The organism is Pseudomonas sp. FG29 (assembly GCF_057809355.1).
The window spans coordinates 360155-384754 of sequence record NZ_JBMDJU010000002.1 but is presented as its reverse complement, the minus strand read 5'-3'; the positions used below and the strand labels follow the sequence as shown (position 1 = coordinate 384754).

At 62.8% G+C, this 24600-nt stretch carries 22 protein-coding genes; 16 read left to right on the top strand and 6 right to left on the bottom strand.

Going from position 1 to position 24600, the window contains the following annotated elements; translation table 11 throughout:
• Positions 1 to 101: 101 nt before the first annotated feature.
• Positions 102 to 515 carry a PilZ domain-containing protein gene (locus ACODS1_RS05110; protein ID WP_322977632.1) on the bottom strand — a complete coding sequence of 138 codons (414 nt, stop codon included), beginning with the start codon at positions 513 to 515 and terminating at the stop codon, positions 102 to 104.
• Between ACODS1_RS05110 and ACODS1_RS05105 the strand changes: the two genes are divergently transcribed.
• The 5 genes from ACODS1_RS05105 (at position 514) to cysB (ending at position 4458) form a co-directional block, all read left to right on the top strand.
• Positions 514 to 900 carry a YbbN family protein gene (locus ACODS1_RS05105; protein WP_489084780.1) on the top strand — a complete coding sequence of 129 codons (387 nt, stop codon included), beginning with the start codon at positions 514 to 516 and terminating at the stop codon, positions 898 to 900. The two genes, ACODS1_RS05110 and ACODS1_RS05105, sit on opposite strands and share 2 nt — an antisense overlap.
• Complete coding sequence (locus ACODS1_RS05100) at positions 900 to 1856, top strand: putative 2-dehydropantoate 2-reductase (protein ID WP_489084779.1); 957 nt, start codon at positions 900 to 902, stop codon at positions 1854 to 1856. Before ACODS1_RS05105 ends, ACODS1_RS05100 begins: the two co-directional genes overlap by 1 nt.
• A gap of 2 nt (positions 1857 to 1858) precedes the next feature.
• Positions 1859 to 2764 carry a 5'-nucleotidase gene (locus ACODS1_RS05095; protein ID WP_322977635.1) on the top strand — a complete coding sequence of 302 codons (906 nt, stop codon included), beginning with the start codon at positions 1859 to 1861 and terminating at the stop codon, positions 2762 to 2764.
• A gap of 106 nt (positions 2765 to 2870) precedes the next feature.
• On the top strand, positions 2871 to 3371 hold the full coding sequence (locus tag ACODS1_RS05090; RefSeq protein ID WP_322977636.1) for a universal stress protein: 501 nt from the start codon (positions 2871 to 2873) through the stop codon (positions 3369 to 3371).
• A 112-nt stretch (positions 3372 to 3483) separates the two neighbouring features.
• Complete coding sequence (gene cysB / locus ACODS1_RS05085) at positions 3484 to 4458, top strand: HTH-type transcriptional regulator CysB (protein ID WP_489084778.1); 975 nt, start codon at positions 3484 to 3486, stop codon at positions 4456 to 4458.
• A 59-nt stretch (positions 4459 to 4517) separates the two neighbouring features.
• Here cysB and ACODS1_RS05080 read toward each other — a convergent pair whose 3' ends face one another.
• Complete coding sequence (locus ACODS1_RS05080; protein ID WP_322977638.1) at positions 4518 to 5138, bottom strand: phosphoadenosine phosphosulfate reductase domain-containing protein; 621 nt, start codon at positions 5136 to 5138, stop codon at positions 4518 to 4520.
• A gap of 174 nt (positions 5139 to 5312) precedes the next feature.
• Between ACODS1_RS05080 and thrH the strand changes: the two genes are divergently transcribed.
• Positions 5313 to 5930, top strand: a complete 618-nt coding sequence (gene thrH, locus ACODS1_RS05075; RefSeq protein ID WP_024308402.1) for a bifunctional phosphoserine phosphatase/homoserine phosphotransferase ThrH — start codon at positions 5313 to 5315, stop codon at positions 5928 to 5930.
• 99 nt (positions 5931 to 6029) lie between these two features.
• On the opposite strand, the gene pabB is transcribed toward thrH, so the two are convergent.
• Entirely contained in the window at positions 6030 to 7373 is a 1344-nt protein-coding gene (gene pabB / locus ACODS1_RS05070) for an aminodeoxychorismate synthase component I (protein WP_489084777.1), read from the bottom strand.
• A 164-nt stretch (positions 7374 to 7537) separates the two neighbouring features.
• Here pabB and ACODS1_RS05065 point away from each other — a divergent pair, with 164 nt between their 5' ends.
• The 7 genes from ACODS1_RS05065 (at position 7538) to ACODS1_RS05035 (ending at position 18289) form a co-directional block, all read left to right on the top strand.
• Positions 7538 to 10252, top strand: coding sequence for a winged helix-turn-helix domain-containing protein (locus ACODS1_RS05065; RefSeq protein ID WP_489084776.1), 2715 nt, complete (start codon positions 7538 to 7540; stop codon positions 10250 to 10252).
• Positions 10249 to 12972, top strand: coding sequence for a helix-turn-helix transcriptional regulator (locus ACODS1_RS05060; protein WP_489084775.1), 2724 nt, complete (start codon positions 10249 to 10251; stop codon positions 12970 to 12972). Before ACODS1_RS05065 ends, ACODS1_RS05060 begins: the two co-directional genes overlap by 4 nt.
• A gap of 239 nt (positions 12973 to 13211) precedes the next feature.
• A complete protein-coding gene (locus tag ACODS1_RS05055) occupies positions 13212 to 13634 on the top strand; it encodes a DUF6160 family protein (RefSeq protein WP_322977642.1) in 423 nt (140 codons plus the stop codon).
• An 83-nt stretch (positions 13635 to 13717) separates the two neighbouring features.
• Complete coding sequence (locus ACODS1_RS05050) at positions 13718 to 14479, top strand: C39 family peptidase (protein ID WP_322977643.1); 762 nt, start codon at positions 13718 to 13720, stop codon at positions 14477 to 14479.
• A gap of 38 nt (positions 14480 to 14517) precedes the next feature.
• Positions 14518 to 15528 (top strand): transporter, encoded by a 1011-nt coding sequence (locus tag ACODS1_RS05045; RefSeq protein WP_322977644.1) that lies wholly within the window; start codon positions 14518 to 14520, stop codon positions 15526 to 15528.
• Positions 15529 to 15546: 18 nt separating this feature from the next.
• A complete protein-coding gene (locus ACODS1_RS05040; protein WP_489084774.1) occupies positions 15547 to 17136 on the top strand; it encodes an outer membrane protein transport protein in 1590 nt (529 codons plus the stop codon).
• Between the two features lie 4 nt (positions 17137 to 17140).
• Complete coding sequence (locus ACODS1_RS05035; RefSeq protein ID WP_489084773.1) at positions 17141 to 18289, top strand: MalM family protein; 1149 nt, start codon at positions 17141 to 17143, stop codon at positions 18287 to 18289.
• A gap of 70 nt (positions 18290 to 18359) precedes the next feature.
• Here ACODS1_RS05035 and ACODS1_RS05030 read toward each other — a convergent pair whose 3' ends face one another.
• The 3 genes from ACODS1_RS05030 to rloA are packed head-to-tail and all read right to left on the bottom strand — an operon-like array spanning position 18360 to position 21419.
• On the bottom strand, positions 18360 to 19346 hold the full coding sequence (locus ACODS1_RS05030) for an alpha-L-glutamate ligase-like protein (RefSeq protein WP_489084772.1): 987 nt from the start codon (positions 19344 to 19346) through the stop codon (positions 18360 to 18362).
• Positions 19347 to 19350: 4 nt separating this feature from the next.
• Positions 19351 to 20877, bottom strand: coding sequence for an osmotic stress tolerance membrane protein RloB (gene rloB / locus ACODS1_RS05025; protein WP_322977648.1), 1527 nt, complete (start codon positions 20875 to 20877; stop codon positions 19351 to 19353).
• Positions 20878 to 20882: 5 nt separating this feature from the next.
• A complete protein-coding gene (gene rloA, locus ACODS1_RS05020) occupies positions 20883 to 21419 on the bottom strand; it encodes a retropepsin-like aspartic peptidase RloA (RefSeq protein WP_489084771.1) in 537 nt (178 codons plus the stop codon).
• 302 nt (positions 21420 to 21721) lie between these two features.
• Between rloA and ACODS1_RS05015 the strand changes: the two genes are divergently transcribed.
• From ACODS1_RS05015 to prpC, 3 genes are all read left to right on the top strand, one after another.
• Positions 21722 to 22444, top strand: coding sequence for a GntR family transcriptional regulator (locus tag ACODS1_RS05015; RefSeq protein ID WP_489084770.1), 723 nt, complete (start codon positions 21722 to 21724; stop codon positions 22442 to 22444).
• Positions 22441 to 23328, top strand: a complete 888-nt coding sequence (gene prpB, locus ACODS1_RS05010) for a methylisocitrate lyase (RefSeq protein ID WP_275545215.1) — start codon at positions 22441 to 22443, stop codon at positions 23326 to 23328. The genes ACODS1_RS05015 and prpB overlap by 4 nt, the downstream gene beginning before the upstream one ends.
• Positions 23329 to 23433: 105 nt before the next feature.
• On the top strand, positions 23434 to 24591 hold the full coding sequence (gene prpC / locus ACODS1_RS05005; protein WP_489084769.1) for a bifunctional 2-methylcitrate synthase/citrate synthase: 1158 nt from the start codon (positions 23434 to 23436) through the stop codon (positions 24589 to 24591).
• The last annotated feature ends 9 nt before the right edge of the window (positions 24592 to 24600 follow it).

Sequence of the window (24600 nt, the reverse complement as noted above, 5' to 3'; positions counted from 1 at the left end):
AGGTGATCACGGCCAGTTTGCGCAGGGGGTGCCGAACCTTAGCGCGTAAGGCGCGGCGCGACAATGCCCCGGAGGTCTAATGAGGCCGATAGACGGGACTTTCAGGACAGCTGGGGAAACTCCGCGGCATGCTGCGCGATCCATTCGCGGGCGCAGTGTTCGATGGCGACCGGGGCGCCGCTGTTTTTCTCGAGCAGGAGGCGGTAATGCTGGATCTGGCATACCTGCTCGACCATGCGCGCGCGAAACAGCGTGTCCTCGTCGGTGAAGGCGATACCCACCAGATAGCCTTCGGCCTGGCGCTGGCACCAGGCGACCACGCCGGGGTAGCGTGCCTGCTCGCCAAGCAGTGGAATGCGCATCTCGACCGAAGTACCACGGCGAAAGGCGCGGCTCGAGTTGCAAGCGACCCCGCCGAGGCTGATATTGTGCAGCCTTTGCCGAGGTACGTTGGGCTGTTTGCGCAGCACCAGTTCCACCGGCATGTCGCTGGGATGACGCAGAAACTTACGCATGAGCACCGACCTCGACTACCGGCCAATTGATATCAGTGAGTCCAGTATAGCCGCGCAGCTGGAACTGACCGACCTGGATGCCGACCGACGTCTGCTCGACCTCGACGGCACATCGTTGCTGATCTTCACAAGCATGGGCTGTGCCAGCTGCCGCAGGGCGCGTCAGACCCTGCCAGGCATGGGCCTGCCGGTGGACAGGCTGTGCTGGGTCGATGCCGGGCATAATGCCGGTTTGGTGACGCGCTACGAGGTGTTTCACCTGCCCGCCCTGTTTGTCGTACGCAATGGTCAATTTCATGGCGCCTTGCGCGCGCCTCTCAATCCGAACGAACTGATCACCGCCATCGACCGCGCCCTGCGCAGTCCGGCTGAGGAGCTTCCCTGATGTCCCTGAACAACCCACCGCGTATCGGCATCATCGGCACGGGCGCCATTGGCGGTTTCTATGGTGCGATGCTGGTACGAGCCGGCTTCGATGTGCACTTTCTGCTGCGCAGCGAATACTCCGCGGTTGCGGAGCGCGGTTTGCAGGTCAACAGCCTGGTGCACGGGGCGATGCACCTGCCATCGGTGCAGGCCTACGCCCGTGCTGAGGACATGCCCGCGTGCGACTGGCTGCTGGTGGGCGCCAAGACCACGGCCAATGCCGAGCTGGCACCGCTGATTCAACAGGTTGCCGCCCCCGAAGCCCGCGTCGTGTTGCTGCAGAACGGGCTCGGTGTGGAGGCGCAGCTCCGGCCGCTGCTGGACGACGGTCTGCACCTGCTCGGTGGTCTCTGCTACATCTGCGTTCATCGCAGTGCTCCCGGCGTCGTCGAGCATCAGGCCCTTGGTGCGATCAACCTGGCCTATCACAGCGGGCCTGCGATTGCTGAAGACGTGCGCCAGGCGCTGGTCGAAGAGGGCGCGGCGATGTTCCGCACTGCCGGGCTGGATTCGCAGGCCATGGCCAACCTGGAGCAGACGCGCTGGCAGAAACTGGTGTGGAACGTGCCTTATAACGGCCTCTCCGTGCTGCTGGATGCCGATACCCGGACGATGATGGCTAACCCAGACAGCCGCACACTGATTCGCGACATGATGCTGGAAGTGGTGCAGGCGGCCCAGGCGCTTGGCCATGGCATGCCGAACAACTACGCCGACAAGCTGCTGGCGGCCACCGATCGCATGCCCGATTACCTGCCGAGCATGTATCACGATTTCGCCCAGGGTCGCCCGGCGGAGCTGCAGGCTATCTACGAAGCGCCTTTGGCGGCGGCTGATGGCGTGGGCTGCGATATGCCCAAGGTGCGCGCCCTGTATCAGGCGCTGCGTTTCATTCAGGCGCGTCGGGAGGCCTAGGTATGGGCAAGGGGCTGGGTGACAAGCTGGTGCTGGCGATTTCCTCACGAGCACTGTTCGATTTGAGCGAGAGCCACCAGATCTACGAGAAAGAGGGCGTGGAAGCTTACCGGCGCTATCAGATCGAGCATGAAGACGAAGTGCTGATGCCGGGCGACGCCTTCCCCCTGGTGGAAAAGCTGCTGGGGCTCAACGCCCGGCTGAGTGATCAGCGTGTCGAGGTGATCCTGGTGTCGCGCAACAGTGCCGATACCGGTCTGCGTGCCTTCAATTCGATCCAGCATTATGGCCTGGGCATCTCCCGTGCCGCGTTCGTTGGCGGACGCAGCCCCGATCCCTATCTGGCGGCCTTTGGCTGCCACCTGTTTCTCTCCACGCACGCTGACGACGTGCGCAGTGCGCTGAAGGCCGGTTTCGGCGCGGCGACGCTGCTCTCCGGTGGCTCACGGCGGGCCTCGAGCAACGAGTTGCGCATCGCCTTCGATGGCGATGCCGTGCTGTTTTCCGATGACTCCGAGCGGGTCTACCAGAGTGGCGGTCTGCACGCTTTCCAGAGCCATGAGCGCGACGCCGCGCGCCAGGCGTTACCGGGTGGACCATTCAAGCCGTTCCTGGCGGCCCTGCACCGGTTGCAACAGGAGTTTCCGGAAGAGGCCTGCCCGATTCGTACAGCGCTGGTAACGGCGCGCTCCGCGCCAGCCCACGAACGGGTGATTCGCACCTTGCGCGAGTGGAACATTCGTCTGGATGAGTCCTTCTTCCTCGGTGGCCTGGACAAGTCCGCCGTGCTCGAGGCCTTCGCCGCTGATGTGTTCTTCGATGATCAGACCGGCCACTGTGAGGCGGCACGCCAGGTCGTGGCCACCGGTCATGTACCTCATGGGGTGAGCAACGAGCCCCAGCCATGAGTGGCGCACATATAGCCATTCGTCCTAAATAGCGCGGTCTACCTTGCGTTGTCTGCCGTACTGCTAAGCTCAGATACGGGCCCTAGTCAGCAGTCAAGGAGGCCGCATGATCCGCTCGATACTTTACGCCACCGATCTTGGGCTCTATGCCTCCTACGTGCTGCAGCATGCGCTGGCAATGACGCGCAGCTTCAACGCTGATCTCTACGTGGTGCACGCGGTGGAGCCCATGGGGCTGTTCGCCGAATCCGTGCTGCAAACCTATCTGGATGACGACACCCTCGGCGAACTGCGGCGCAATGGCTTGGGTACCGTGATGTCGAGTATCGAGCAGCGGGTACTGGAAGGCTTTCGCGACGAACTGGGCGATGGGGTGGCGGATCTTCATCTGATTCGTGCTGTGCGGGTGCTGCAGGGCGATCCACCCACGGTGATTCTTGAGGAAACCCAGAAACTAGGCGTCGATCTGCTGGTCGTAGGCAGTCACAGCCATGGCGCCGAACTGGCGGTGCCGCTGGGGCGCACGGCAGCCAGGTTGCTGCAATTGTCCGAGGTGCCGGTGTACCTGGTGCCGATGCTGCAGCATCGTGGGCATGGTGAGTTGTAGAGGGAAGCAGGAGCAACACAAAGAAATGATCTATGCTTAAGACCTAAACCAGTAATATGGTTATATAAGTGCCGGCCGTCATGAGCTGGCCGTTCAGCTTTGAGGGAAATCTATGAAGCTTCAGCAACTGCGCTACATCTGGGAAGTCGCGCATCACGATCTCAACGTATCGGCTACCGCACAAAGCCTGTACACCTCGCAGCCAGGGATCAGCAAGCAGATTCGCTTGCTGGAGGACGAGTTGGGCGTGGAGGTCTTCGCTCGCAGCGGCAAGCATCTGACCCGGGTCACCCCGGCAGGTGAGCGCATCATCACCACCGCCGGCGAAATCCTGCGCAAGGTCGAGAGCATCAAGCAGATCGCCCAGGAGTTCTCCAACGAGAAGAAAGGCACGCTGTCCATCGCCACCACCCACACGCAGGCGCGCTATGCCTTGCCGCCCGTGATCAGCGCCTTCATCAAGCAGTACCCGGACGTCGCCCTGCACATGCACCAGGGCACGCCGACCCAGATCGCCGAAATGGCCGCCGATGGTAGCGTCGACTTCGCCATCGCCACCGAAGGCCTGGAGCTGTTCAACGACCTGATCATGATGCCCTGCTACCGCTGGAACCGCTGCGTGGTGGTGCCCCAGGGGCACCCCCTGACCAAGCTGCCGAAGCTGACCCTCGAAGCGCTGGCCGAGCATCCCATCGTCACCTACGTGTTCGGTTTTACCGGTCGTTCGAAGCTGGACGAAGCCTTCAGCCATCGTGGCCTGACGCCCAAGGTGGTATTCACTGCCGCCGATGCCGATGTGATCAAGACCTACGTGCGCCTGAATCTGGGGGTGGGCATCGTGGCCAAGATGGCCGTCGACGCCAAGCTGGATCCGGATCTGGTGGTGCTCGATGCCGATGATCTGTTCGAGCCCAGCGTGACCAAGATCGGCTTCCGTCGTGGCACCTTCCTGCGTGGCTTCATGTGCGATTTCATCGAGCGTTTCGCCCCGCACCTGACCCGCGACATGTTGACCAAGGCGGTGCAGTGCCACAACAAGTCCGAGCTGGAAGAGCTGTTCGAGGGCGTCGAGCTGCCGATGCACTGACCTCTCGATCCCATGAAAAATGGCGCCATCAGGCGCCATTCTTCGTTACGAGCCGCTGATCAGTGGCTGAGGTGCAGGCCACACTCGCGGTTTTCTTCGCCCTTGGTCGGATCGAAGTAATCGAACTCGTTCGGCAGGTCATGGGCGACCAGATACTGATACAGGTCCTTGGACGTCCAGTGCAGCAGCGGGGCGACCTTGATCAGGCCGTCCGGGTTGATGCTGATCGGCTCCATCTGCGCCCGTACGGCGGTGTCGGTAGCGCGCAATGCGGTGAACCAGACGCTCGGTGCCGTCTCGCGCAGGGCGCGGGCGAAGGGTTCGAGCTTCACTTCTTCGGTGAAGGCCGCATGGCGCGGATCGTCCAGCCCCGGCAGGGGGCCGTCGATGGCTTCGCGGTGCGCGCGCGAGCGCTTGGGCAGGTAGGTGATCAGGTTCAGGCCCAGCTTGCGGGTCACTTCATCGGCGAAGCGGTAGGTGGCTTCGGTGTTGTAGCCGCTGTCCATCCAGACGATCGGAATGTCCGGCTTGACCTGGCTGACCATGTGCAGGATCACCGCTTCGAAGGGGCGAAAGTTGGTGGTGCAGATGGCCGGCTTGCCGAGGCCGATGGCCCATTGCACCAGTTTTTCCGGCTGGCGGCCGTATTCGGCGTTGAGCGCGTCCAGGTCGAGTTCCATGTTGCGGACTCCAGGTCGAGTGTGCGTGAGGGCCTCGATGGTAGCAAAGGCGGGTTATGCGGCTAAATAACTAAGGAGCCAGCCAGCCTTTCTTATGGTTATAAGAGGCGCGTTGCACCCGTCAAAGCGAGCCGATAGAGTGCCGCATCTTTCAGCTCAACCGAGGAGTGTCCTGTGGAAATCGCGTGTCTCGACCTGGAAGGCGTACTGGTTCCTGAAATCTGGATCGCCTTCGCGGAAAAAACCGGCATCGAGTCGCTCAAGGCGACTACCCGCGACATTCCCGACTATGACGTGCTGATGCAGCAACGCCTGCGCATCCTCGATGAGCATGGCCTGAAGCTGAAGGACATTCAGGACGTGATCGCCACGCTCAAGCCGCTGGACGGCGCCGTCGAGTTCGTCGATTGGCTGCGCGAGCGTTTCCAGGTGGTGATTCTCTCCGACACCTTCTACGAATTCTCCCAGCCGTTGATGCGTCAGCTCGGTTTCCCGACGCTGCTCTGTCATCGTCTGATCACTGACGAGAACGATCGTGTAGTCAGCTATCAACTGCGCCAGAAGGATCCCAAGCGTCAGTCGGTGATTGCCTTCAAGAGCCTTTACTACCGCGTGATTGCGGCCGGTGATTCGTACAACGACACCACCATGCTCAGCGAAGCCCATGCCGGCATCCTGTTCCATGCGCCGGACAACGTGATTCGTGAGTTCCCGCAATTCCCCGCAGTGCACACCTATGAAGACCTCAAGCAGGAGTTCCTCAAGGCTTCCAACCGTAAGCTGAGCCTGTAACGACAACGCCGCGATTTCGCGGCGTTGTTCATTTGGATCAGTCGACGTAGGGCGGGTGCAACCCGCCATCACGATTTGGCGTGCACCCGGCCTGCGTATCTAGAGCCCCTCCAGCGTCTCCAGAAGCACTTTCACCTTGGTGATCGACTCCTGGTATTCGGCCTGCCAGTCCGAGTCGGCGACGATACCGCCGCCGCCCCAGCAACTGATGCGCCCGTCCTTGACCAGCAAGGTGCGGATGGTGATAGAGCTGTCCAGCTCGCCGCGCACGTCGAGATAGAGCAGTGAGCCGCAGTAGGGCCCGCGCCGGGTCGGCTCCAGCTCGTCGATGATCTGCATGGCGCGGATCTTCGGCGCGCCGGTGATGGAGCCGCCGGGGAAACTGCCGGCAATCAGATCCAGTGCGTCCTTGTCCTCCGCCAGTTCACCCGTGACGCTGCTGACCAGGTGATGGACGTTGGGGTAGCTCTCCAGGGCGAACAGCTCGGGCACGCGTACCGAGCCAGTGCGGCAACTGCGGCCAAGATCGTTGCGCAGCAGGTCGACGATCATCAGGTTTTCTGCCCGATCCTTGCGGCTCCCGAGCAGTGCCTCGGCATGCGCCTGATCGCTGGCCAGGGTCTCGCCGCGTGGGCGGGTACCCTTGATCGGGCGGGTTTCCACCTGGCCCTGGTTGACCTTGAGAAAACGCTCCGGCGACAGGCTGAGGATGGCTTCACCCGTCGCCAGCCGCTGGTAGCCGGCAAATGGCGTCGGGCAGGCCTGGCGCAAGGCGCGATAGGCGCCCCAGGGATCACCCTCGCAGGTGGTCTGGAAGCGCTGGGTGTAGTTCACCTGATAGCAGTCGCCGGCCAGGATGTAGGCCTGGATGCGCTCGATGGCGGCCTGGTATTCGCTGGGCTGCAGATCCGCACGGAAAGGCGCATGCAGGCGAAAAGGCGAGGGCGCCGCCTCACTCGCATGCTCGAACAGCGCCTGCAGGCGCTGGCGCTCCTCAGCCGGTAGGCGGGGGTGAAAGACCAGTTGGCTGGTGCCCAGGTGGTGATCGCTGACCAGTGCCCAGGCATACAGGCCGAAGCTGGCATCTGGCAGGTTCAGGTCGTCCTGGCTGCCCTGGGCAAGGTGCTCCAGGCGACGGCCGAAGTCATAGGCCAGGTAACCGATCAGCCCGCCGACGAAGGGCAGCTCCAGCGCTGCTGGCGGCTGGGCATGGCCCAGGCCGTCAAGGGCGCTGCGCAGGCGCTGCAGAAAGTCCTTGGCCGATTCGTCGGCCAGCGGCGCCAGTTCTGCCAATGGCCAGGCGCTCATTAGGTCATAGCGTCCGCGTGTGGCCGTGGGCCGGCCGGCATCCAGTAGCACGGCGCCCGGAGCCTGGCGAATGCGCTCGAAGTAGTCGCCGGGATCGGATCGATAAGGCAGCGAGTGAATCTGGCAGGTGGGCATGCGTGTCGGTCAAGGGAGGTGGAGCGGCGATTGTAATGTGCGGCCAACATTCATCCTAGAGCTTCTCCTGCCGGTTTACTCGAACAGCGTGCGCTGATTAGTATGAGGTTTCCCAGACGTTGAACGGTCGCGCCATAACAATAATTGACGAAGGGACCCAGGCCATGGACGTAGTTCGAGATCCTGCTGCCGGAAGTTTGTTGCGCTCCAGACTTTCACCTCCTCCGGTCAGTGCCGATCACCTGGCACGGCCGCGTGTGGCCGCTGCACTGGCCGCCAATCCGCATGTCAATCTCCTGCTGGTGTGCGCGCCGGCCGGTTTCGGCAAGACGACCGCGCTGGCCGATTTCTGCGCCCAGCGCCGCGAGCAGGGCGCGCACGTGGCCTGGCTCTCGCTGGATGTCGATGACGACGAGCCGGTGCGCTTCTTCCAGCAATTGATCGATGCACTTGGCTGCGCCATCCCCGGCCTCGGCCAGGATGCCGCCGGTTATCTGCGTAATGCCATGCGTGTGCCGGCCTCCGCGGTGATGGAGAGCCTGCTGATGGAGCTGGGGCAACTGCAGGAGCCGCTGCTGCTGGTGATCGATGATGTGCACCTGATCCAGGACTGCGAACTGCTGGCCTCGCTCAACCGCATGGTCAAGCTGGCACCGCCGACCTTCACACTGGCCATTGGCAGTCGCTCGCAGCCTGCGCTCAACGTGGCCACGCTGCGCGCCAAGGGATTGCTGCTCGAACTGGGTGCCGAAGAGCTGCGCCTGGATCCCGACGAAGCCCGGCAATACCTGCAGCGTGACGGGCTGCAACTGGCCGATGAGACTTTCAAGACGCTTTACGGGCACACCGAAGGCTGGATGGTCGGCGTGCACCTGGCCAGCCTGTGGCTGCGCAATCGCCCGCAGACCGAAAGCGGCATGGTGGAGCTGGACGACCCACAGCGGGTCGTGGGGGATTACCTGCTGCGCTCGGTATTCGAACAACTGCCGGCCGAGCGCCAGGATCAGCTCCTGGCGCTCGGCGTGGCGCAGCAGCTCAGTGGCGATCTGGCCAGCGCCCTGACCGGTCGCCCGGATGGCCAGCGGCTCCTGGAGGAGTTGGAGTCGCTACAGCTGTTTCTGCTGCCGCTGGATCGCGGACGGCAGTGGTATCGCTTCCATAACCTGTTCGCCGATTTCCTGCGTGCCCGCCTGCGCGAGCGCGATCTCGAGCGTTTCCGCCAACTGCATTTCAACGCCAGCCTGTGGTTCACCAACCACCACATGCAGAATCTCGCCATCGAGCATGCCAGCCTTGCCGAAGACGCGGAAATGCTGGCGGCCCTGCTCGATGGCTGTGGTCTGGAGCTGATCAATCGCGGCCAGCTCGGCCTGATCTACAAATGGCGCAAGCAGGTGCCCGATGACGTAGCCGCGCGCTATCCGGTACTGGTGCTGGCGGATGTCTGGACACGTGCGACCGAGATGGGGCTGAGCGAAGCCAATCGCCTGCTTGACGAGTTGTTGCAGCGCTGGGGCGATAGCCGTGGCAATGGCCCACTCAGCGAGCGGCTGCTGGCGACTCTGGCGATCAAGGCGGTCATCGCTCTGCAGAAGGACGATCTCGACACCTGCGTGGCGCTGGCGCGGCGTATCGAGGCGCAACTGGGGCAGCACACCGCCTTTCTCGAGGTGGCCATCCTCATCGTCGGCGCCATGGCGCTGGTGATGCTGGGCCAGGCCAGTGCCGCGCGTGGCTTGCTGGCCTTGGCGCAGCAGCGCAACCATTTCCTCGAAGGGCGCTACCTCGATATGCAACTGGCCAACGTCGAGGTACTTCTGTGCCTGGAACAGGGGCGGGTCAAGCAGGCGCAGCTGTTGTTCCAGCAATTGCGCGAGCGTTTCACGCCCTGGTTCGGCGCGCGTTCGCGGGCGGTGGTATTGCCCACCATCACCAAGGCACTGATCGATTACCGCCAGGGACGTCTGGACGGTCTCGAGGAACGCTTGCGCTGGGCGCTGGCCACCGTGGATGTGATCAACCCCATCGATTTGTACGCCCAGGCCATGCTCTGTCTGGCGCGGGTGCAGCGCATGCAGGGACGCTGCAAGGAGGCAGGCGCCACGTTGGTGCTGATGCAGAATCTGGCGGCGCGGCACCAGTCGTGGCGTTTCTACGTGCAGGCGGTCGGCGAGGAGGTTGCGCTGATCCTGCAGGAACCGGCCACCGACCGCAGCAAGCGCGCCGAACAGCGCCTGAAGGCGGTGGACTGGGCCAAGCTGGCCGGTCATTACCGCACCCGTGCATTCAATCAGGTGCTCTGGGTGCAGGGGTTGTCGCGTATCCGCCTGCAGCAGGCGCGGGGCCACTACAGCGAGGCGCTGCACGAGATCGCGCAACTGCGCAGCCAGTTGCAGCAGGGCATGCACGATCTGCATCACCTGCGCCTGGATCTGCTCTCAGCCCTGAGTTACCAGCGCCTGGGATATCAGGAACGGGCGCAGAGCCTGTTGGCGCAATGCCTGATCGGTGCCGAGCGCGAGGAGGTGCGCAGCCTGTTCATCGAGGAGGGGGAGGCGATCCGCCAGTTGCTGCAACAGCTCGAGGCGGCCGAGCGCCAGCCGGCGCTGCAGAATTTCCTGCGCAGCCTGCTGGCGATCTGGCCAGGGCGAGCCGCACAGCAGGCCACGGACAGCCTCGAGGAGGGGCTCACCGAGCGCGAGCGCGAGGTGGTCTGCCTGGCGGCCAAGGGCTTGTCCAATGAGGAAATCGGCCAGCAACTGGCGCTGGCCCTGGGCACCGTCAAATGGCACCTGCACAACATTTACGAAAAGCTCAAGGTGCGTAACCGCACCCAAGCCATCCGTCGCGCCCGTGAACTGAGCCTACTGGAACCATGAACGATCAATCCCAGCCTCGTCTGCATGCCTTCGCGCTGCTACGCACCAAGCTGCATCCCCATCATGGCGAAGGCACGCCGCTGCTCGAGCGCGTGGCGTTGCTCGAACGATTGATGACGGCGCGCGATCATCGCCTGGTGATCCTCAGTGCCCCGGCCGGCTTCGGCAAGAGCACCGTGCTTAGCCAGTATCGTCGCCGTCTGCTGGAGCAGGGAGCAGCTGTCGCCTGGCTGTCGTGCGACGAGGCAGACAGCGAGCCGACGCGCTTTCTGCAGTATCTGGTCGCTTCCATCGAGGCCACCTGTCCGGGGTTCGGCAGCGGCACCGCCAGCCTGCTTCAGGGAGAGATCAACTGGCCCCTGGAAGCGGTGATCGACGCCTTCATCGAGGATCTCAAGACCCTCGGCCATCCGCTGCATCTGATGCTCGACGACTTCCATCGGGTGCGCCACCCATCTCTGGGCGAGGGCGCGCGTTACATGCTCGAACACCTGCCCGAACACGTGCATCTGGTGGTCAGTACGCGCTACCACCCAAGGTTCCTCGATGGCCAGCCCGTGCTCGGCAAATGGGCGTTCTGGTTGCTGGCCGAAGACCTGCGCCTCAATCGTGAGGAAACGGCAGCCTACTTTCGTGACATCAAGCACATGCAGCTCGAAGACGGCGAGCTGAACCAGCTCTATGCCCGCACCGAAGGCTGGATCACGGCGCTGCACCTGGCTGCACTGGCATTGCCCAGGCAGCGCGATCGCGCCGCCTTTCTCGCCGGTTTGTCCGGCGCCGAGCGCGACATCGCCGATTACCTCGCCGAGGACGTGGTGGCGAGCCTGCCGGAGAGTCTGCAACTGTTTCTCGACCAGACCTCGATGCTCGACGAGTTCAATGCCGAGCTGTGCAACGCCCTGACCGGGCGTCAGGATGGGCGCGACATGCTGCGTCGCCTGCAGGGTGAGCAACTGTTCATCATCCCGCTGGACGAGCAGGGCGAGTGGTTCCGCTATCACCACCTGTTCGCCGAATTCCTTCAGGAGCGGGTGATCAAGCGCGGCGACCCCGCCCACCTGCTGCATGCCGCTGCGCGCTGGTGCGAGGCGCACGAGCTGGCCGACAAGTCCATCAAGTACGCATTGCGCGCGCGTGACTACACCTTCGCCGCCGAACTGCTGGAGCGCCAGGGTGCCAGGTTGATCGCCGGCAACCGGGTGTACGGCATCCTCGCCATTCTCAAGGACATTCCGCCGCTGGTGATCGCCGAGCAGCCGGTGTTCCAGATCTTCTATGCCTGGCAGTTGGCCTTCGAGCAGAAATTCGCCGAGTCCGAGGCGCTGATCGAAGAAGTCAGCGTGCGTTTGGCGCAGGGCCGGGGCAAAGGCATGCATTTCGGTCTGATCGAGTTGATGGCCGCGGCGCAGGTGCTCAAGGCGCTGGTGCTGTTGTACCAGGACAAGCTCGAGGACTGCCTCAAGGTCGCCGGCCAGTGGCTGGCCATGGTGCCGCACAACCAGCCGGTATTTCGCGCCAGCCTGGCCTGCGTGCAGGCAGCGGCGTTCGCCCTGCTCGGCGAGTTCGGCGAGGCGGCCAAGGCGATCGCTGTGGCGCGTGAAAGCCTGCGCGATTGCGAGAGTGAATACCTGCACGTGATGGCCAGCCTGATCGAGGCGCTGATCTGCAAGGAATACGGTGAGCTGGAGCGCGGCCGCTCCCAGGCCGAAAGCGCGCGAGCACGGGTGGCCCAGGTCTTCGGCCGGCGCAGCCGGGTAGGCGGGCCGTTGGCGCTGGCCTATGCCGATCTGCTGTATGAGCAGGATCGCCACGGCGCGATTCTCGCCGAATTGCCGCTGGCCACCACCTGGCGCGACGTGGCGACGCCGGTGGAGCTGATCAGCCGGGGGCAACTGGTGATGGCGCGGGCACGTTTCTTCGCCGGCGAGGCGGAGCAGGGCCTGGGGCAACTGGAAGAGTGGCTGGTCTGTCTTCAGGGGCCGGGCTACGAGCGGGTGTTCGCCCTCGGCATGGGCTGCAAGGTGCAGTTTCTGCTGTGGCTGCGCCGCCCCAACGAGGCGCAGCGCATCCTCTTGCAACTGGAACGGCACCTCGCCGCGTTGCCCATCGAGCGTTATGGCGATGCGCATACGGCGCTGGCCCTGGCGCAGGCACGCCTGGCCCTGAGCGAGCGGCAGGTGGACAAGGCAGTGTCGAGCCTGGAGACCTGCCTGCTCAAGCAGAATGCCGAGCACCAGCGTGACCGGCGTTTGCGTCTGGCGCTGTTACTTTCTGTGGCGTACTGGCGCAAAGGTAACAGCGACAAGGCCTTCGAACTTTTCGCCAATACCCTGGCCGATGCATGGGCGCGTGGTTACCGGCGCCTGTTCCAGGACGACGCTCTGTGGCTGCTGCCCCTCTGGGAGGCGTGGAGCGCAGCGCATCCCAGGCAGGCCGTTGCCTGGCAAGGCGTGGCCGAACTGCTGCGCGAACAGTGTCGGCGCCTGGCTGTCGATCCGCAGGAATTCGAGGAAAATCAGGGTGTTAGCCACAGAGAGCGGGAGATTCTGCGGCTCGTGGCGGCGGGGCTGTCCAACCGCGATATCGCGCAGACCGTGCACCTGTCCGAGGCCACCATCAAATGGCACCTGCACAACCTGTTCGCCAAATTGGGGGTGCGCAGTCGTACCCAGGCGGTACTCAAGGGCAAAAGCCTGGGGCTGTTGAGTGAGGCCTGAGGGCAAACCCGCGAGCTTGAGCTGTCAAAGCGCCATCCCTTGGATGGGCTGGCAGCGTGATCGCGGATTAGTAGCTTGTAGCCATCGCGCAGCGCACCGCGTTTCGCGAATCCAGGCCTGGCGCTCCTAGGGAAGCCGCGACAGGGCTGGTGGTCGGCACGAGCCGATCCGCCTGGCGGTGACAGGATGTCACCGGCAGAGCCCGGGGAACCCCCATTCGAACTGTGGAGATAACAACAATGATGACCCTGAAGAAAATCGCTCTTGCCGCTGCTGTCATGGCGCTTCCCTACGTCGCTCACGCCGATCTCAAGGCGCTGGACGACACCGATCTGGCGGACGTGACCGGTCAGGCCGGCATCAGCATCGCCGGTAACTTCAACGCGACCATCGGCTCCATCGTCTACACCGACACCGAAGCCAACGTGACTGATGGCAGCAACAGCCTCAGCCTCAACACCGTCAGCCTGTCGGGCTTCAACATCGACGAGAACGCTCCGTTGACCATCGACGTGGCTGACAACAAGCTGCAGATCGGCCTGCCGACCATCAACGGCGAGGTCAAGGTCGGTGCCGTCAACATCGGCAACACCAGCATCGGTGGCGTCGCCATCAACGACCTGAACATGGCGGGCTCTACCGTCAAGGTCTGGGGTCACTGATCCTAAGTTGACCGGCAGCCGGAGGCTCGCTCCCATGCGGGAGCGAGCCTCCGTTCGCGGATGTGCAGTAGGCGGACAGCGATATGATCGAGATTCTCGTGGGCAGCCTCATCGGCCTGTTCGGTTTCACCGAGGCCGTCGACACCAAACCGCCTCCCGCCGGCACCGTGAATATCAGCCAGCCGCTACTGCCTAATGGCCCTCTTCGCGAGTCGGTGGTGCTCGAGCCGATGAGCCAGCTGCAGTTTCGCAACGTCATCCGCCAGGCCTACGACTACAGCTGCGGCTCTGCGGCGCTGACCACGCTGCTCGACTACTACCTGGGACGCAATCTGGAAGAACGTCAGGTGATGGAGGGGCTGCTGCGCTTCGGCGAGGCGCAGAAGATCGTCGAACGTCGTGGCTTTTCGTTGTTGGACATGAAGCGCTTCGTTGCCGCGCTGGGCTACAAGAGTGGCGGCTTTCGCGCCGCATTCAGCGATCTCGATGCGCTGGAACACCCGGCCATCGTGCCGATTGAGTACGCCGGCTTTAAACATTTCGTGGTGGTGCGTGACGTCTACAACGACCACGTCTTCGTGGCCGATCCATCGTTGGGCAACATCAGTTTCACCCGAGTGCGCTTCGAGGAAATCTGGGATCAGAACGTGCTGTTCGTGATCTTTCCCAGTGGCAACGAGCCGGTCAACGCGCTGGCATTGAACGACCGCGATCTGCGTACCATCGATGATCGCACCATCAGTCTGCTGGCTTTTCGCGAGTTTCCCCAGGTGGCCAAGTTCACGACGGATCAGGCCGACCGATTGGGCTCGGACGGGGACATTCAGTACATCCGCCGCAAGTGATTCACCCGGCATAACAATAACGATCTGGGGATAGCGTCATGAGATTTTGGGGGTATGCGCGGCTGGCATTCGTGCTGTTGGCCGTAGCACAGACGCAGCAGGTACTTGCCGAACAGACCTCGGTCGACGACGCCCGCGAGGCGCTGACCAAGAAGGAGGAGGATGCCGACAGCGGCAAGGCGCTGGAAGAGGTGTTCCAGGCGGCGGAGAAGAGCTACACGCTGCTCAAGAAGGGCGAGCGTACGCTGACCTACGGCTTCGACTACTCGCTGCTGCGCGACATGCAGATCCAGACGGTGCGCACCGGTAACAACGTGTTCAGCGTGATTGGCCAGAGCGAGGCGCAGCATACCTTCACCAACTCCTTCACCTTCGACTACGGCGTCTGGGACAACCTGACGTTCAGCATGCGCGTGCCCTTTGTCGCCAAGTACGACACCGAGCGCGACATCAACACCAACAGCCTGGGCGATCTGTCGCTCAGCCTGCGCTGGCAGCCCTGGTCCTCGGTGCGTGGGCGTCCGGTGACCACCCTGTTCGCCACCCTCGGCCTGCCCACTGGCGAAAGCCCTTACGACGTCAAGGTCGACGATGGCATGGCCACCGGCAACGGCTACTACAGCCTGGGCGTCGGCGCCAACATGTCCTATGTGGTCGATCCGGTCGTACTGTTCGGCTCACTCGGCTACACCTACAACCTGCCGATTCGCGATGCCGATCAGGTGCGCGGCGGCCGTCTGCTGGAAGAGGTGGATCCGGGCTCCAGTCTGTCCATGAGCATGGGCTTCGCCTATGCGCTGTCCTATGACGTATCGCTGGCAACTTCGCTGCAGATGGCGCACAACCTGGCGCCTACTTTCAAGTTCCAGGACGCCACGCTGGAGGGCACCGAGCAGACCAGTGCGGTGATGAACTTCTCCCTGGGCCTGCGCACCTCGCCTGATCGCATCATCAACATCAATGCCGGATTCGGCATGACCGAGGATTCGCCCGACGTTTTGCTGGGCTTTTCCCTGCCTCTGGACATCAAGGGCCTGAAGGCCGAATAAGCAGCGAGTGCGACCGCCATGAATTCTCGTGCAACGCTGCGCGCTTCGCTGCTGGGTGGGGTCATCCTGCTCGGCTGGCAGCCGGCCCAGGCGCAGCTGGCCAACAACCTGACCATCGGCAACCCCAAGGCCATGGCCATGGGCAATGCCGTCACGGCCGATACCACCGGCATCGACGCCGTGCACTACAACCCGGCCGCACTGAGCAAGCTCAAGGGGCGCCAGACCATGGTCAAGATGATCAGCGGGGTGATGGACATCCGCGCCGACTTCGACCCGCGTGCCGGCTACAACTTCATGGGTTATGACGACGACCCTTACAAGAACTCCAGCAGTCGGACGCTGACGCCGACCATGTACCTGCCCGGCCTGGGGGGCATGACCGAGTTGCCCATGCTGGTGGCGCCCATGGCCGGCCTGTCGATCAGCCCGCCGGGTTCCAAGTTCACCTTCGCCACCGATGTCTACGCGCCGATGGCGCTGGGCTATTCGCGCGACTCGGACAGTGATCCGGGGCGCTTCCAGGGGCGTCAGGTGGCCCTGCAGCGCATCACTTATTTCTCGCCCTCGCTGGCCTACCAGGTCAACGACGAGCTATCGCTGGGGTTGTCCATCGGTTTTTCCCACCAGGCGATGGCGCTGAACCAGGACTTTCGCAACCCCGGTATGCTCACCGGGCTAACCCGCATGCTTGAGGAAGCCTTGTGCCTGCCCGGCCTGGATGAGGTCATCGGATCATTCTTCAATGTCTGCGGCGGCAGCATTGGGCCGTTCGACTCGCTGGCCAACCTCGACCTCGATCTGCAGCAGAGTCTGGCGCCGAGCTATAACCTGGGCGTTCTGTGGGAGCCTACGGACTGGTTCTCCTGGGGGGCTACCTACCAGAGCGAGTCGCGAATGAATCTGAAGGGCAAGTACCGCGTCGAGTATTCGAAGGACTGGGCGGGCTTCTGGAGCGGTCTGCAGAGTTCGCTGTTCGGCGCCATCTTCAGCCCGCTGTTCCCTTATGGGGCGAAGGAAGAGAGTGGCAACGCCTCGCTCAAGCTGACCTACCCGGATGCCTTCAGCACCGGTATCAAGCTGCGGCCCTGGGACAAGTGGCAATTCAACTTCGACCTGCGCTGGGTCGATTACAGCGACTGGAACAAGTTCGAGATCGAGTTCGACCGCGAACTCGACATCCTGCGCATCGCCAAGACCTTCGGCGGTGGCAATGCAACCAGTCGTAGCATCATCCTCGACCGTGGCTACCGCGCCACCTGGAGTTGGGGTGCCGGCGTGCAGTACGATCTCAACGACCGCCTGGCGCTGCGTGCTGGCTACGAATACCGCCCCTCGGCCATTCCCAAGGACAAGGCCGATGTTCTCGCGCCAGTCGGTGATGCCGATCTCTACGGCCTCGGCTTCGGCTATCGCTGGGATCGCGACACCACCATCGATGCCGGCTTCAACTACTTCGTCTCCAAGCAGAAAATCCCCGCCGGCAGCAGTTGCAACGCCAATTGCGAGGGCTTGGATAATCTGGTCTACAACCCCTATGCCGGGCTCAATATCGAGACCACGGTGAAGGCCTACATCTTCGCCCTGACCTACACCTCGAGGTTCTGACGCCATGCGCCTGCTGCTGTGCTTCGCACTGCTCCTGGCCAGCCTGCCGCTGCTGGCCGCCAGCCGTTACCTGACCTGGGTCGACGACCTTGGGCGGGTGCACAACACCTTCGTCGACGAGCGTTTCGCCGAGCAGCAGCACCTGGCGCAGCAGCGTGCCGAACAGAGCGATCGTGCGCGTCTGGCCGATGCGGCGAAAACAGCGGGTGATGGCCCGGGCGCTGGCGAGAGCAAGCGCCGTTATTACACCTGGGTCGATAGCGGGGGTCAGTTGCGCAACAGCTTCTACCTCGGCGACGCCAAGCGCGAAGGCGCCGAGCGCGATCAACTGCTCGGCAGTGGCGAGCGGGTTGGTGATTACATCGATGCCGATGAGCTGGAGGGGCGCGGGTTTTCCCGCAGCGAGTACGACAGCCCTTATTACACCTGGGTCGACGAGCAGGGGCGGGTGCGCAACTCGCCGGTTGCCACGCGTACCAAGGGCGAACGTGCCGAGGGCACGCAAACGGTGCGCTACAGCGAGGGCCGCCAGGTCGATTTCGAGCGCGCGACACCTGGCTTGCCCATGCTCGATGGCCAGCCGACAGCGGCCATGCAGGCGTTGCTCGAAGGCAGCTCGGAACGCGGCTCGGGCCTGTACGCGGAATTGCTGGCGCGCTGCTGCGGGCAGATGCGGGAGAGTGACTTCACCGAGCTTTCAGCGGAGGAGCCGCGCTATGAGGAGCTGGGCCGTTACTCGCCCAGCTTCGACTTCCCCATGGGGCGCAGCTACTACGCAGCCGTGCGCTTGCCGGCTTCGAGGCAGACCTACGGCCTGCGTATTCGCAGCTTCGCCAATCGCCAGGTGGTCTACCCCTCGCTGCTGTTTCTCGACGAGAACAAACGTCCCACGCGCCTGGTCAGCGATGCGGTGTACCAGCTGTATCCGGAAACCTGGTATCGCTACGCCTTCATCGAAGGCACGGTCAAGGTGCGTGCCGAGCGCGGTGAGCGCTACGTACTGCTGCTGACCACCAATGAAGATCGTGGCCTGCAGACGCTCGACAACAAGCCGTTCAAGCGGCCGCTGCAGGCGTTGGCAGTGGATGAGGCGGGGATGCAGCGCCATGCCCATGGCGATGAGGGCGAGTTCGAGCTGGCAGTGGTGCGTTAAGCGGCGTAGTCGCCTGCCAGGCAAGGCTGGGGGAGGGTACAGGAGCCCGGATGGGCTCCTGTCTGGACGGTTAGTCCTGCTTGGCAGCCACGTGGCCGAACAGCTCCTGGGAGAAGCGCACGCGCTCTTCGGCGTTTTCCTGAATGCCCTTGGCCTTCAGTTCTTCCAGGCGTGCTTCCACCGCATGGGCGCGATGGGTCAGGCCGCAATCGTTGGCGATCTGGATGTTCAGGCCGGGGCGGGCGTTGAGTTCGAGAATCAATGGGCCCTTGTCCTGATCCAGCACCATGTCCACGCCAATGTAACCCAGGCCGCACAACTCGTAGCAGCCGGCGGCGAGCTTCATGAAGCCGTCCCAGTTCGGCAGTTGTACGCCGTCCACCGCATTGGTGGTGTCCGGGTGCTTGCTGATCTTGTTGTTCAGCCAGGTGCCGCGCAGGGTCACGCCGGTGGCCAGGTCGACACCGACACCGATGGCGCCCTGGTGCAGGTTGGCCTTGCCGTTGGACTGGCGGGTCGGCAGGCGCAGCATGGCCATCACCGGGTAGCCCATCAGCACGATGATGCGGATGTCCGGCACGCCTTCGTAGCTGATGCTCTTGAAGATGGTGTCCGGGGTCACGCGGTACTCGATCAACGCGCGGTCGCGGTGACCGCCGAGCGAATACAGGCCGGAGAGGATGCTGGAAATCTGCTGCTCCAGCTCCTCGTGGCTGACGATCTTGCCGGAAACCGTCTTGAAGCGATCCTCGAAGCGGTCGGCGATCACCAGGATGCCGTCGCCGCCGGCGCCCTGCGCCGGCTTGATGACGAAGTCGTTGTGCCCGGCGATGATCTCGTCGAGCTTGTCGATACCTTTTTCGGTATCGATGATGCCGTACAGCTCGGGCACATCGATACCGGCCTCGATGGCGCGTTCCTTGGTGATGATCTTGTCGTCGACGATGGGGTACAGGTGCCGTTTGTTGTACTTCAGCACGTAGTCCGCATTGCGTCGGTTGATGCCCATGATGCCTTTGGCTTCAAGGGCCTTCCACGTCTTGATCAGGCCGAACATGGTCTTAGTCCTTGAGGAAGGCTTTGAAGCGGAACAGTTCGGTCAGGCGGTAGCCGCGGTAGCGACCCATCGCCAGCATGAAACCCACCAGGATCAGCAGGATCGCCGGGAAGGTGAACACGAAGTAGACCAGCTCCGGCACGGTCATCAGCAGGTGTGCGATGGTGGCAGCGAACAGGGTGCCGATGGCGACCTTGAAAGCATGGCTGCCGCCACGTTCTTCCCAGGTGATCGACAGGCGTTCGATGGTCATGGTCAGGATCACCATCGGGAACAGCGCTACCGACAGACCACGCTCCAGCCCCAGCTTGTGGCTGAACAGGCTGATGGTGGCGATCAGTACCACGACGAAGGTCAGCACCACCGACAGGCGCGGCAGCATCTGCAGCTTCAGATGTTCGAGGTACGAGCGCAGCGACAGGCCGAGCGCGGTGATGATGGTGAACAAGAAGATACCGAAGCCCAGCTGAGTCTCGCGGAAGGCCAGGGCGATCAGCACCGGAGTGAAGGTACCCAGGGTCTGCAGACCGCCGAGGTTGCGCAGGATCAGGATGACCAGCACGCCGATCGGGATCATCACCATGATCATGAAGGTCTGCTGGGTCTGCAGCGGCAGGCCGTACAACGAGTATTCGAGGAAGGTCGCGTCGGTGTTCTCGTCGGTCAGCTTGGCCAGGCGGATGGCGTTCATCTCGCTGTTGTTCAGGCTGAAGCTGACTTGCGCCTGCTTGCCGCCCTCGAGGTTGATCAGGTCACTGTCGCCAGTCCACCAGACCAGGCGGTCAACCGGCAGGCCTTGCTCGCCCGTTTCCGGGTTGAAGTACAGCCACTTCTGGCCGTTGAAGCTGCGCAGCCACAGCTCCGGCGACTGCGCCACCTCACTCAGCAGGCGAATGGTGTGCACACGCTCCATCGGCACGTGGGCAATGGACAGCAGCAGCTCCACGACCTTGGCTTTTTTCATGCTGGAGGCGTCGCCACCCAGCAGCAGCTTGACGTTGTCGTCGTTGCTGTTGTTGACGCGCTTGATGGTCTCGCTGATGAAGGTCTCGACGTCTGCCGAGTGCTGGCGGATAGGCGCCAACAGCGCCTCGGCGGCGATCTTCTCCGGACCTTCGACCGGCAGGCTGTCGCGGAAGATCGGGCCCTTGGCCTGAGTTTGCTCACCGCTGTAGCGCTTGGTCAGCACCAGACGGTAGTACAGCGTCTGCTTGCCGCTGGCCCGGCGCGCCGACCAGGTCACGCGGCGGTTGCCGTCGACACGGTTGACGCTGACGCCATAGTTGTTGGAGATGAAGCTCTCGTTGAGGCTGACGTAGTCCTGGTTCAGCGGCGGCACGAACATCTGCAGCTTCACCGGCTCACGTGGGTTGGCCTGGAATTCGACCTTGGCGTCGATATTCCACAGGTCATCGGTCTCGTCTTCGGTCACCGGGATGCCGAGGATGAAGATTTGATATGCCGTAATCAGAACGCCCAGGGTCACCAGCAGGGTGATCAGGACTTTCAGATGCAGGTTCAGAGAGCGCATGGGAATTACTCGCCAGGGGTTGCGTCGTTGGTGCAGCCAGGCTTGCCGGCTGCATATTTAAGGCTCGGATCGACCATGGCTTCGAAGTGCTTGAGTGCTTCGGAGCCAATCAGAAGCGGGTATTGGAATGCGCTTCGGTCGGTCAAGTTCACTTCGATGCTGCGCAGGGTGTTACCCATGCACAATTCCAGCTCGATCACGGGGCGTGCGGTGTAGCTCTTGCCATCTTCTTCATCGAAGTCGGCGGCGCGGCGCTTGATCTTGCTGATGCGCGCCAGCGGGCGTTCGAAGGTGCGTTCGTGAGTATCGTCGATGGCCAGAATGAAGCTGACCCAGGTTTCTCCATCACGCTTGAAACGCCTGATGTCGCGTGCACTGAGCGAAGCGGTCTTGGCGCCGGTATCGAGCTTGGCGGCGACCATCAGGTCGAGCTCTTCGATATGGATGTATTCGTTGAGGCCATAGACGCTCTTGCCCATGGCCAAAGCCGGGCAGGACAAGGTGAGCAGGCAGAGCAAGAAGCAGAAGGGTTTCAGTCTCATGTGTCCTTGAGAGGTATTGCCAGGGGCGGGTCGGCGGCAGCGTCTGGCGGCATTCGGCCATATCGCTGCCTGCTTGGGAGTCTAGCAGGCACGGCAAAATGCATGGCCGGGCGTTGAGGCGCGGATTCTAGCATGGGGAATTTCCGTGCCGACAGACGCTTATGTAGCTTTCTGCAAGTAAGGTCGCGAGAACCGAAGCTGGTTCTGCTGAAAACATTGTCGACAATACTTTGGTCTGCTTTGACGATATTCGCTTTTAGGCGTAGCTTTACGGTCATCAAGTGGATGTAGTGTCGACAATCATGCTACTCGAATCAGATATAGCTGCTGCACCTCAGGTGGATTCGGAAACACTTTCCGAGCATGTCTTTCGCCTGATCCAGGCTGCCATCGTCAAAGGCGAGATCGCCCCCGGCAGCAAGATTTCCGAGCCGGAGCTGGCGCGTACCTACGGCATCAGTCGCGGTCCGCTGCGCGAGGCGATCCACCGCCTGGAGGGTCAGAAGCTGCTGGTGCGCGTACCGCATGTCGGTGCCCGGGTGGTGTCGCTCAGCCATGCCGAGCTGATCGAGCTGTACGAGATTCGCGAGTCCCTCGAAGGCATGGCCTGCCGCCTGGCGGCCGAGCGCATGACGCAAAAAGAGATCGACGAGCTGCGCCGGGTGCTGGAGCTGCACGAGCAGGACGCTGCCTTCAAGGCTGGCGTCGGCTACTACCAGCAGGAAGGCGACTTCGATTTCCACTACCGGATCATCCAGGGTAGCGGCAACCGCACCCTGGCCAAACTGCTGTGCGACGAGCTGTACCAGTTGGTGCGCATGTACCGCCTGCAGTTCTCCGCCACGCCCAACCGGCCGCACCAGGCCTTCGCCGAACACCACCGCATTCTCGATGCCATCGCCGAACGTGACGGCGAGCTGGCCGAACTGCTGATGCGCCGTCACATCGGCGCCTCCAAGCGCAATATCGAGCGCCACTACACCGAAGCGCTCGCCACTTCATCCAAGACCCGAGGTGATTCATGACCCAGCTTTCTGCCGGCCAGCGTTTCCGCCAGGCCCTCGCCGAAGAGCAACCGCTGCAGGTGATCGGTGCGATCAACGCCAACCATGCACTGCTGGCCAAGCGCGCGGGCTTTCGCGCCATCTACCTGTCCGGTGGTGGTGTCGCGGCCGGCTCCCTGGGGCTGCCGGATCTGGGCATCAATACCCTGGATGACGTGCTGACTGACGTGCGCCGCATCACCGATGTCTGCGATCTGCCGCTGCTGGTGGACATCGACACCGGCTTCGGCCCCAGCGCCTTCAATATCGAGCGCACCATCAAGAACCTGATCAAGGCCGGCGCCGCCGCCGCGCATATCGAGGATCAGGTCGGTGCCAAGCGCTGTGGTCACCGTCCGGGCAAGGAGATCGTCTCCTGCGAGGAAATGTGCGACCGGGTGCGCGCCGCCGCTGACGCCAAGACCGATCCTGACTTCTTCCTGATCGCCCGTACTGATGCGATCCAGGCTGAGGGTGTCGACGCCGCCATCGAACGATGCCTGCGCTATGTCGAGGCCGGCGCCGATGCAATCTTCGCCGAGGCGGCCTACGACCTGCCGACCTACAAGCGTTTCGTCGAGGCGCTGAAGGTGCCGGTACTGGCCAACATCACCGAATTCGGCGCCACGCCGCTGTTCACCCGCGACGAACTGGCCTCGGTCGGCGTGGCCATCCAGCTCTACCCGCTGTCGGCCTTCCGTGCGGCGAACAAGGCGGCGGAAAGTGTCTACACCTCGATTCGCCAGAACGGCCACCAGAAAGACGTAATCGAACTGATGCAGACCCGTGCCGAGCTCTACGACCGCATCGGTTACCACGCCTTCGAGCAGAAGCTCGATGCGTTGTTCGCCGCCGGCAAGAAGTAATCAGGGTAGGGTGGGCTTCAGCCCACCGCATCAGCGCTGCTGGTGGGCCGAAGAGAATTGCCGCCCGCAGAACTCAGCAGAACAAAAAGAGTCGAGGAGATAACCATGAGTGCCACCGAAACCACCCCTGGCTTCAAACCGAAAAAATCCGTCGCCCTGAGCGGCACTGCCGCCGGCAATACTGCGCTGTGCACCGTTGGCCGTACCGGCAATGACCTGCACTACCGCGGTTACGACGTGCTCGATTTCGCCAACCGCTGCGAGTTCGAGGAAATTGCCCACCTGCTGGTACACGGCAAGCTGCCCAATGTGGCCGAGCTGGCCGGCTACAAGGCCAAGCTCAAGGCCCTGCGTGGTCTGCCGGCTGGGGTCAAGGCCGCACTGGAGCAACTGCCGCCGTCCGCCCACCCGATGGATGTGATGCGCACCGCCGTCTCAGTACTCGGCTGTCTGGCGCCGGAGAAGGACGACCACAACCACCCGGGTGCCCGTGATATCGCCGACAAGCTGATGGCTAGCCTGGGTTCGGCATTGCTGTACTGGTATCACTACAGCCACAACGGCAAGCGCATCGAGGTGGACACCGACGACGATTCCATCGGTGGCCACTTCCTCCACTTGCTGCACGGCGAGAAGCCGCGCGAGTCCTGGGTGCGTGCCATGCACACCTCGCTGAACCTGTATGCCGAGCACGAGTTCAACGCCTCGACCTTCACCTCGCGAGTGATCGCCGGCACCGGTTCCGACCTGTTTTCCTGCATCGCCGGTTCCATCGGCGCCCTGCGTGGGCCAAAGCACGGTGGTGCCAACGAGGTGGCCTTCGAGGTGCAGAAGCGCTACGACAGCCCGGACGAAGCCGAGGCCGACATCCGCGCCCGTGTCGAGAAGAAGGAAGTCATCATCGGCTTCGGTCATCCGGTCTACACCGTCGCCGACCCGCGTAACAAGGTGATCAAGGAAGTGGCCCGCGAGCTGTCCGTGGAGCAGGGCAACACCAAGATGTTCGACATCGCCGAGCGTCTGGAAACCATCATGTGGGACATCAAGAAGATGTTCCCCAACCTCGACTGGTTCAGCGCCGTGAGCTACCACATGATGGGCGTGCCCACCGCCATGTTCACCCCGTTGTTCGTCATCGCCCGCACTGCTGGCTGGTCGGCGCATGTCATTGAGCAACGCATCGACGGCAAGATCATCCGCCCGAGCGCCAACTACACAGGCCCCGAAGACCTGAAGTTCGTGCCGCTCAAGGATCGCAAATAAGATGAATGA